This is a genomic window from Leclercia sp. EC_58 (assembly GCF_019584355.1).
Taxonomy (GTDB): Bacteria; Pseudomonadota; Gammaproteobacteria; order Enterobacterales; family Enterobacteriaceae; genus Enterobacter.
The window spans coordinates 1-560 of sequence record NZ_VDAM01000022.1; the positions used below are offsets into that span (position 1 = coordinate 1).

Annotated in this window: 1 protein-coding gene; it reads right to left on the reverse strand. The window is 60.7% G+C overall.

All coding sequences use genetic code 11. From position 1 onward, the window contains the following. A partial coding sequence (locus FHC51_RS22860) for a MobC family plasmid mobilization relaxosome protein (RefSeq protein ID WP_220436795.1) occupies positions 1–319 on the reverse strand: 319 nt, incomplete at its 3' end. Between the last annotated feature and the right edge of the window lie 241 nt (positions 320–560).

The following is a 560-nucleotide window of genomic DNA, read 5'->3' on the forward strand; positions in this document are numbered from 1 at the left end:
GATCATCGTCCGTTCCTTTCTCAAGAACGGCGTGCCGCAGCCGCTCAAGTCCGGCATCGATGGCCATCAGCGCCGCAACAATCTGCACCCTGTCATGGCCGGTACCCCCGCCGGCGTTAACACGGCGGGCTATCTGGTTCAGGTTATTGCCCATGCCGGCAAGCTGGCGCAGCAGCGCCGGCGAGATTGAGGGAAGCTTTCCGGAACGTGCCGGCTTTTCGTCCAGGCAGGTCTGCCGCATCCACGCCGCCAGCTGTCTGCCGTCGCACCGCTCGAGCAGCCGCCGGTGTTCGTCTTCCGTCACCCACATCGTGAGCATCTTGTTGCGTTTGTCTGCCAGAGTAGCCTCCTGATAACACCGGGACGGGCGGGAAATGTTTCCCGGTCGGCACGGTGTTGGACAAGCCGCAGGCGCGTCAGGCTTTTAGCGGGTTTCGGGGCGCAGCCCTGAACCAGTCACGTAGCGCTAGCGGAGTGTATACTGGCTTAATATGGTAAATCGAAGTGGGAATTCAGGGAAGTGCTTCATGTGGCAGGTAAAAAATGCGTCTGTGGGGCGT